This window comes from Streptomonospora sediminis, from assembly GCF_054778995.1.
Genome location: NZ_BAAGYZ010000106.1, coordinates 1 through 7,880, shown reverse-complemented (window position 1 = coordinate 7,880; position 7,880 = coordinate 1). Strand labels below are relative to the sequence as shown.

At 73.9% G+C, this 7,880-nt stretch carries 6 protein-coding genes and 1 pseudogene; 2 read left to right on the top strand and 5 right to left on the bottom strand.

Annotated elements, in window-relative coordinates:
- From ACYVD5_RS21270 to ACYVD5_RS21250, 5 genes and pseudogenes are all read right to left on the bottom strand, one after another.
- A pseudogene (locus ACYVD5_RS21270) lies at positions 1-256 on the bottom strand (DUF58 domain-containing protein); the annotation flags it as partial.
- 101 nt (positions 257-357) lie between these two features.
- Positions 358-1,341 (bottom strand): AAA family ATPase, encoded by a 984-nt coding sequence (locus tag ACYVD5_RS21265; RefSeq protein WP_461002872.1) that lies wholly within the window; start codon positions 1,339-1,341, stop codon positions 358-360.
- A gap of 106 nt (positions 1,342-1,447) precedes the next feature.
- Entirely contained in the window at positions 1,448-2,626 is a 1,179-nt protein-coding gene (locus ACYVD5_RS21260) for a DUF4350 domain-containing protein (protein WP_461002870.1), read from the bottom strand.
- Positions 2,623-3,285 (bottom strand): DUF4129 domain-containing protein, encoded by a 663-nt coding sequence (locus ACYVD5_RS21255; protein ID WP_461002869.1) that lies wholly within the window; start codon positions 3,283-3,285, stop codon positions 2,623-2,625. The genes ACYVD5_RS21260 and ACYVD5_RS21255 overlap by 4 nt, the downstream gene beginning before the upstream one ends.
- Positions 3,285-4,562 (bottom strand): glycerophosphoryl diester phosphodiesterase membrane domain-containing protein, encoded by a 1,278-nt coding sequence (locus ACYVD5_RS21250; protein ID WP_461002868.1) that lies wholly within the window; start codon positions 4,560-4,562, stop codon positions 3,285-3,287. The genes ACYVD5_RS21255 and ACYVD5_RS21250 overlap by 1 nt, the downstream gene beginning before the upstream one ends.
- A gap of 823 nt (positions 4,563-5,385) precedes the next feature.
- Here ACYVD5_RS21250 and mtrA point away from each other — a divergent pair.
- On the top strand, positions 5,386-6,063 hold the full coding sequence (mtrA, locus tag ACYVD5_RS21245) for an MtrAB system response regulator MtrA (protein ID WP_461002871.1): 678 nt from the start codon (positions 5,386-5,388) through the stop codon (positions 6,061-6,063).
- A gap of 20 nt (positions 6,064-6,083) precedes the next feature.
- Positions 6,084-7,817 carry an MtrAB system histidine kinase MtrB gene (mtrB, locus tag ACYVD5_RS21240; RefSeq protein ID WP_461002867.1) on the top strand — a complete coding sequence of 578 codons (1,734 nt, stop codon included), beginning with the start codon at positions 6,084-6,086 and terminating at the stop codon, positions 7,815-7,817.
- Positions 7,818-7,880: the final 63 nt, after the last annotated feature.

Below are 7,880 nucleotides of genomic sequence, written 5' to 3'. Positions count from 1 at the left end.
CCGCCCGCATCGCGCGGCGCGCCGGGTTGGCCACGACCAGCGCGGCCTCCGCGGTCTCGCCGAGCCGGACGGAGGTGTCGCCGGAACGTTCGAAGCCCACCGCCCGCGGGCTGGGCGCCAGCAGCACGTCGGCCAGGATCGCCGCCGCCGGCAGCACCAGCACCGCGGCGACCAGCCAGGTCCCGGCCGCTCCCGCGATGAGCACCGCGAGCGTGGCGGCGCAGGCGGCCAGCACCGCTCGTCCGGTGATCGCCATCGTCGCCTACCTCCGTACCTGTGGCCTGCGCGGACGCCTCGGGTCCGCCGCTGGTGGGACCGCCGGGCGGGCCGCCCCGGGGCCCGGCGGGAAACCGCCGCTCAGCGGGGCACCTGGACCGAGGCGAGCACGCCGTCGAGCACGCCCGAGCCGGTGGCGCCTTCCAGTTCGGCTTCGGGGCGCAGGGCGACGCGGTGCCGCAGCGTCGCCTTGGCCAGCGCCTTGACGTCGTCGGGCGTGACGTAGTCGCGCCCCGACAGCCACGCCCAGGCGCGGCTGGTGCGCAGCAGGGCCGTGGCTCCGCGCGGAGAGGCGCCGAGCTGCAACGACGGCGACCCGCGGGTGGCGCGGCAGATGTCGACGATGTAGGCGAGCACCTCGGGCGCGACCCTGGTGGCGGCCACGGCGGCGCGCGCGGTGCGCAGGTCTTCGGCCCCGGCCACCGGCCGCAGGCCCGCGGCCTCCAGGTCGCCGGGGTCGAAACCCCTGGCGTGGCGGCCGAGCATGTCGACCTCGTTGTTGCGTTCGGGCAGCTCGATCACCAGCTTGAGCAGGAAGCGGTCGAGCTGGGCCTCGGGCAGCGGGTAGGTGCCCTCGTACTCGACGGGGTTCTGGGTGGCGGCCACCACGAACGGGTCGGGCAGCGCGGCGGGTTCGCCCGCCACGGTCACCTGGCGCTCCTCCATCGCCTCCAGCAGCGCCGCCTGCGTCTTGGGCGGTGTCCGGTTGATCTCGTCGGCGAGGAACAGGTTGGTGAACACCGGCCCCTCGTGGAACTCGAACTTCGCGGTGCGCGAGTCGTAGACCAGGGAGCCGGTGACATCGCCCGGCATCAGGTCCGGGGTGAACTGGACGCGCTTGTGGTCCAGCGACAGCGCCGCCGAAACCGCCCGCACCAGCAGTGTCTTCGCGACACCGGGGACGCCCTCCATCAGCACGTGGCCGCGGCACAGCAGTGCCACGACCATGCCGGTCACGGTCTCGTCCTGGCCGACGACGGCCTTGCCGACCTCGCGGCGCAGCGCGGTCAGCGCGGCTCGGGCCTGTTCGGCCTGCTCGGGCGCAGGCGTCCCATCAGCGGGGATGGCGGTCACTTGTGGTCTCCCTCGGTCAGCGGAGTCGGCAACGGCAACAGCGGCGGCTCGGTGGTGGTTCCAGCGGCGGGACGGAGCGGGTGCGGACGGTCGGGGGTCACCGCAGGCGCCCCTCCAACCCGTCCAGGTCGTCGGCCAGCCGCACCAGCCCGTCGTCGTCGGCGGTGTAGGGGTCGGTGTGCCGTGCGTCGCCGGGGCCGTACAGCAGCGCGCCCAGCTGGGCGGGGGAGTCGCCCGACCGGGTGGCGGCCGATTCCACCACGGCGGCTGGAGCGGAGTCGGGGCTCAGGCCCAGTCCGGGCCGGATCCGGCGCAGTGTCCCGGCGCGCAGCGCGGCGGCGGCGCGGTCGCGGGCCCGCCGCGCGGCGTAGAGCCCGGCGCGGCCCTCGGTGGTCTCGGAGGCGCGCACGACGACGGGCAGCTGCTCGGTGACCAGCGGCCCCAACCGCCGACCCTGCCACAGTGCCAGCAGCAGCAGCGCGGCGCCCAGCGGGATCAGGCTGAGCCGCAGCTGGAGCGGCAGGAGATCCCACAGGCCGGCCTGCCCCTCCTCGGGGACCGGGTCGGGGCGCAGCCAGACAACGTCGCGTTCGCCGATGAGCGACAGAGCCAGCGCGGCGTTGCCCTCGTCGTCCAGGTGGGCGTTGGTCAGCGGCGCGCGGCTGCCCAGCACAGTGGCGGTGTGCTCGCCGGCGGTGCGTATAAGCGTGTGGCCGCCCTCGGCCGGGTAGCAGCCCCGGCCCTGCGGCGCCGTGTACACCTCGCCGCCGGTGTCGGCGGTGCCCGCCGCCTGCGCGGCCGCGAGACCGCACCCGGGCGCGAGTGTCTCCTGGCCGGTGCGGCCGGTCATCCGCACGCCCGGCGCCAGCGCCTTCAGCGCGGGGGTGGTGGGGCGGACCAGGATGCGGTCGCCGAGCCCGCCGGCCAACCGGTCGAGCTGCTCGCGGGGGAGCCGGTGGGTGCCCGCCAGCACCGTGACGGTGCCCGGGTCCGCGGCCTCCAGCGCGTCGGCGGCGCTGCGGGCCACGGTGACGTCGTTGCCGCGGTCGCCCAGGATCTGCACGAGTGCGCGGCTGCCCTCGGGGCCGGGGCCCTCCGGTTCCAGCGGACCTTCGCGGTGCTGCTGGGCGCCCAGCGACACCACCACGGCGAGGGCGACCAGGCCGCCGATGAAGGCCAAGGGGCCGCGTGCCCGCCGCCACAGTTCGCCCGGGCCCGGCGACGTGGGGGAGGGGAGCGCCGCGGGCGGAGCGGGCGCGGTCGCGGGTGCGCTCACAGTGCGCCTCCGGGGGGTTGCGCGGCGGCGGTGGCGGCGCTCGCGGGGCGGGCCCGGCGCACCTGCTCGTCGAGGTCGGCCAGCAGCCGGTACCCCTCGGCGGTGGGGGTGCGCTGGCCGTAGGCGGAGTCGTTGAACGTGTCGGCGGCGGCGCGGAGCGGCTCGCTCAGCCCGGGCAGCACCGCTGCGGCCTCGGTGGCGAGCTCGGAGGCGGTGCGGCCGGGGCGCGGGGCGATGGCGGCGCCGTCCTCGAGTTCGCGGGTGATGGCGCGCAGCCGCTCGCGGATGGCGTCGGCGAACTCGCCGCGCTCGGCGTGGCGCTGGGCGGCCGACCGGTGGTCGTCGGCGGTCAGCGGCGTGCCGGTGTCGATGAGGGCCGCGTGGCGGCGGGCGCGCCGGGCGGGGCGCAGGTAGACCACGAGCGCCACCAGCAGGGCGGCGAGCACTACCAGCAGCGGCCCCAGCACCCACCAGCCGCCGGGCATCGACGCGCCGGCCTGCTGGATGAGGTCGTTGAACCAGTCGCGGAGGCGCTCCTGCAGGATGTCGAGCAGGCTCGGTTCGGCTTGCCCGTAGATGCTGTCGGACAGTTCCTCGCGGGCGGCGCGCCGGCCGTCCCCGCGCTCGACAACGGTGGCCGCAAGCGGGAGAGCGCCCATCAGGACGGTGCTCCGGGGGTGCCTCCCGGGCCGGCGCCGCCGTGACCGGGGCCGTCCGGCGGGTGGTCGCCGTGCGGGTATCCGCTCTGCGCACCGTAGGGGTCTGCGGGCGGCGGGGCGTATCCGGGGCCCCGCCCGTAACCGGGCGCCTGGTGGGGGTCTTGCCCGTAGGGATGCGGCTGCCCGGGTTGCGGCTGCCGGCCGTACTGGCCTTGCGGGCCGTACTGCCCGGGTTGTGCGGGGTATTCGGGGTGCTGCGGGCCGCCCGGCTGCCCTGGCTGCCCGGGTTGGGCTGGTTGGGCGGGTTGAGCGGCCGGGTCGGGGCGGTAGATGCCGGCGTCGACGTGTTCGCCGGACTGCGCCGCGGCCTGCAGCTTCAGGTCGAGCCCTTCGCGGCGCATCCGCAGGTCGATGTAGAGCAGCGTGGTGACGCCGACGATGAACGGCGTGCTCAGCGTGCCGGAGAGCACAATGCCGACAAATGCCGCAGCGGTCGCCGCGACCGGCATCCACGCCGCATCGGGGGCGAGGAAGGACAGCACCGCCGCGCCGCCGTTGAACGGGGTCGCGAGCAGGTTCGCCACCAGGCTTGCCAGGAACTGGGCCAGTAGCAGGATGCCGAAGAGCCGCCACCAGCTCCGCTGGGTCAGCCGCCAGGAGCGGGCCAGGGCCGAACCCGGGCCCGCGGACTCCAGCACCGCCACCGGCATCGCCAGCGCGGTGCGCACGTAGACCCACACGGCCAGCACGATCAAGGCCGGGAAGGCGAACAGGCCGACCAGGACCCCCACAAACGGGTGGACCGCCACACCGAGCAGCACCGCGCCGAATATGGCGGCCATCAGCAGCACGGTCCACAGCAGGCCCAGCAGGAAGAGCAGCGCCGCGACCCCGAAGACCGCGGCCAGCCGGCCGCGCACCGCCGCAAGCGCCTCGCGCATGGTCAGCTTGCGGCCGAGCACCGCCAGCCCGACGACCGCGGCGAGCAGGCCGGTCAGCAGGACCTGGCCGAGGAAGGCGATGAGCGCGCCCGCATAGACGGCGGCCGTCGCCCACGGGTCGAACGGCGCCGGGGCGGCGGCCCCCGCGGGTTCCAGCGCCGCCTGGATTTCGGTTGCGTAGTTGCTGAGGTAGCCGCCCGTGCCGATGGCGTTGACGATGTTGAACAGCGCGGTGACGATGAGCGCGAGGCCCAGGGTGGTCTTGGGGTTCTGCCGGATGTAGCCGAAGGCCCCGTTGAAGACATCGCCCAGCGTGAGCGGGCGCAGCGCGACCACACCGGGCTGGGGGGTCCAGGGCCGTCCGTGCCCCGGCCCGGCGCCGGGCCCGCCCTGCCCACCGGGCGCACCATAAGGGCCAGGTGGGGCGCCGTAATAACCCTGTCCGTAACCCCCCGTGCCGGGGGCTCCGCCGCCCGCGGGGCCACCACCCGGAGGAGGTCCGTGCGGGCCGGTGCCGCCGCCGGGCGCCGACCAGCCGCCGCCGGGCGGTGCAACACCCTCGCCGGGATTGGCCCACCGACCGCCCGGGTCGTGACCGCCCGCGGGGTCACCGCCCGTTGCCTCATCCGGCTGCTCGGGACCGGACCCGGAACCGGGCGCCCGCCACATGCCGCCGTCGTCGTGGCTCATCGGAATCGGTCCTCCGTAGTGGTGTGCTCAGCCCGGTGGCAACTCCCACGGTATGCCACACCGGCCCCGGGTGCGGGCGTGCCCGGGCGGGCTCCGGTGCCCGCAGCGCACGGCGAACGCCGCGCCGGTTCATTCGTTTTGTATGCTTTCTGTTATCTGCCGGCCAAGTCGGCACGAGCCGCACGACTATCGCGGGTCCCTACGTCTGGACGCGCGGCGGCGCAGGCGGCAGGGTGGTGCGCGGACCGTCAGGCGGTGCCACCGGCGCGGGCGTGCCCTCCGGCAGTGGCCGTCGCGGGTGAGCCCGGGCCAAGCCCGTTCCAAAGATGGCAAGGTTAGTGGGGAGGACGGCTCCCACGAGGGACCCGGCGAAAGTGTCCGAAGTACTGCCGCTTGAGTGTCCAGAAAGGAGAAGGTGCGAGTTGCCGCGCCTCCGCAGTGGGAGGGAGGCCTCGTGCCGGATACACCCATGAAGGGACGCGTACTGGTCGTCGACGACGACCTCGCCCTCGCTGAGATGTTGGGCATCGTCCTCAGAGGCGAAGGCTTCGAGCCGTCGTTCGTACACGACGGCGACAAGGCCCTTGAAGCCTTCCGCGAGACCAAACCCGACCTTGTGCTGCTGGACCTGATGCTGCCCGGCGCCGACGGAATCGACGTTTGCCGGCAGATCCGCACCGAGTCCGGCGTGCCCATCGTGATGCTCACCGCCAAGAGCGACACGGTGGACATCGTGCTCGGCCTCGAATCCGGCGCCGACGACTACATCGTCAAGCCGTTCAAGCCCAAGGAACTGGTGGCGCGCGTGCGCGTGCGGCTGCGCCGCACCGAGGAACCCGCTCCCGAGGTCCTGCAGATCGGCGACATCACCATCGACGTGGCCGGCCACGCCGTGCGCCGCGACGGCGAGCCCATCAGCCTCACCCCGCTGGAGTTCGACCTGCTGGTGGCCCTGGCACGCAAGCCGCGCCAGGTCTTCACCCGCGAGGTCCTGCTGGAGCAGGTGTGGGGCTACCGGCACGCCGCCGACACCAGGCTGGTCAACGTGCACGTCCAGCGGCTGCGGGCCAAGATCGAAAAGGATCCCGAACACCCCGAGGTCGTCGTGACGGTGCGGGGCGTCGGCTACAAGGCGGGCACCGCCTGAACCCAGGTGGAACGGAACAGGTGAAGGAGGATGCCACCACCGATTACGCGGCGCAGCCGGCCCGAGGGGCCGCCGCCGCGAGGTCGCGTTGGCATCTGCTGGCCGCTCTGCCGCTGCGCTGCTACCTCGCCGCGCAGCGGGGTGCGCGGTCGCTGGTGCGCGGCGTCCACAAGCGCTGGCGGCGCTCGCTGCAACTGCGCGTGGTCACCACCACCCTGCTCATCTCCGCGCTGGTAACCGCGATCCTCGGCTTTTTCCTGGTCCAGCAGGTCCTCACCGGTCTGCTCGACGCCAAGCGCGAAGCCGCGCTCAACGACCACAAGGCCGGGCTCGACACCGCCGTCAGCATCATGCAGAACGGCGACCAGAGCGCCGACCAGGACGGCCGGGCCGAGGAGATCACCGCCCAGCTGAGCAACCACAGCGGCACGACCGGCCTCTACGAGGTCGTCATCCTGCCCGACGTGGGCGGGCTGAGCGGCTACGCCACCGTCGACCAGGCCAGCGTCCCCCAGCGGCTGCGCGACGAGGTCGGCCAGAGCCTGGAGCTGGGCAGGCAGTACGTCACCTACACCGAGATCGTCCGCGACAACTCCCGCACGCCCGGCCTGGTGGTGGGGGCGCGGCTGTCCAACGCCTACGAGCTGTACTACCTTTTCCCGCTCGACCACGAGCAGCAGATGCTCGACCTCGTGCAGAACACGGTCTTCTTCGTCGGCTCCGCGCTGATCCTGCTGCTGGCCGTGATCGCCTACGTGGTGACCCGGCAAGTGGTCATCCCGGTGCGGGCGGCGGCCGGCTCGGCCGAGCGGCTGGCGTCGGGCGACCTCTCCGAACGGATGAAGGTGCGCGGCGAGGACGACCTGGCCCGGCTCGCCCTGTCCTTCAACGACATGGCCGGCAACCTGCAGGAGAAGATCCGCGAACTGGAGGAGCTGTCGCAGGTCCAGCGCCAGTTCGCCTCCGACGTCTCCCACGAGCTGCGCACCCCGCTGACCACCATCCGCATGGCCGGCGACCTGCTCTACGAGGACCGCGAAGAGCTCGACCCGCAGATGGGCCGCTCCGTGGAGCTGCTGCAGAGCCAGCTGGAGCGCTTCGAGGAACTGCTGGCCGACCTGCTGGAGATCAGCCGCCACGACGCCGGCGCCGTCACCCTGTCGATGGAGTCGGTCGACGTGCGCGACGCCGTGATGAAGGCCGTCGGCGACGCCGAGCAGATCGCCGAGAAGACCGGCACCAAGGTTGTGATGCGGCTGCCGGCCGAACCCTGCACCGCCGAGTTCGACGTGCGCCGCATCAACCGCATCCTGCGCAACCTCATCGTCAACGCCGTCGAACACAGCGAGGGCAAGGACGTCATCGTCACCGCGGCCGGCGACCGCGACGCGGTGGCGGTGGCGGTGCGCGACTTCGGCGTGGGCCTCAAGGAGGGCGAGGAGCACATGTGCTTCGACCGCTTCTGGCGGGCCGACCCAGCGCGGGCCCGCACCACCGGAGGCACCGGGCTGGGCCTGTCCATCGCCAAGGAGGACGCCCAATTGCACGGCGGCTGGCTGCAGGCCTGGGGGATGCCCGGTAAGGGGTCGCAGTTCCGGCTGTCGCTGCCGCGCCGCGAAGGTGCGGAACTGCGCGGATCCCCGTTGCCGCTCGCCCCGCCGGAGATGGCCATCGGGCGCGCCCGCGGCCTGTCCGCGGGGATGGGCGAACGCGCGCCCGGCGCGGCCGGCGCCCCGACCGGGGAGGCGACATGAGCCCCGCGGCCGGCAGGGCCCGCTCCCGCACCGGGCCCGGGCGCCGCCTGCGCGCGGCCGGCG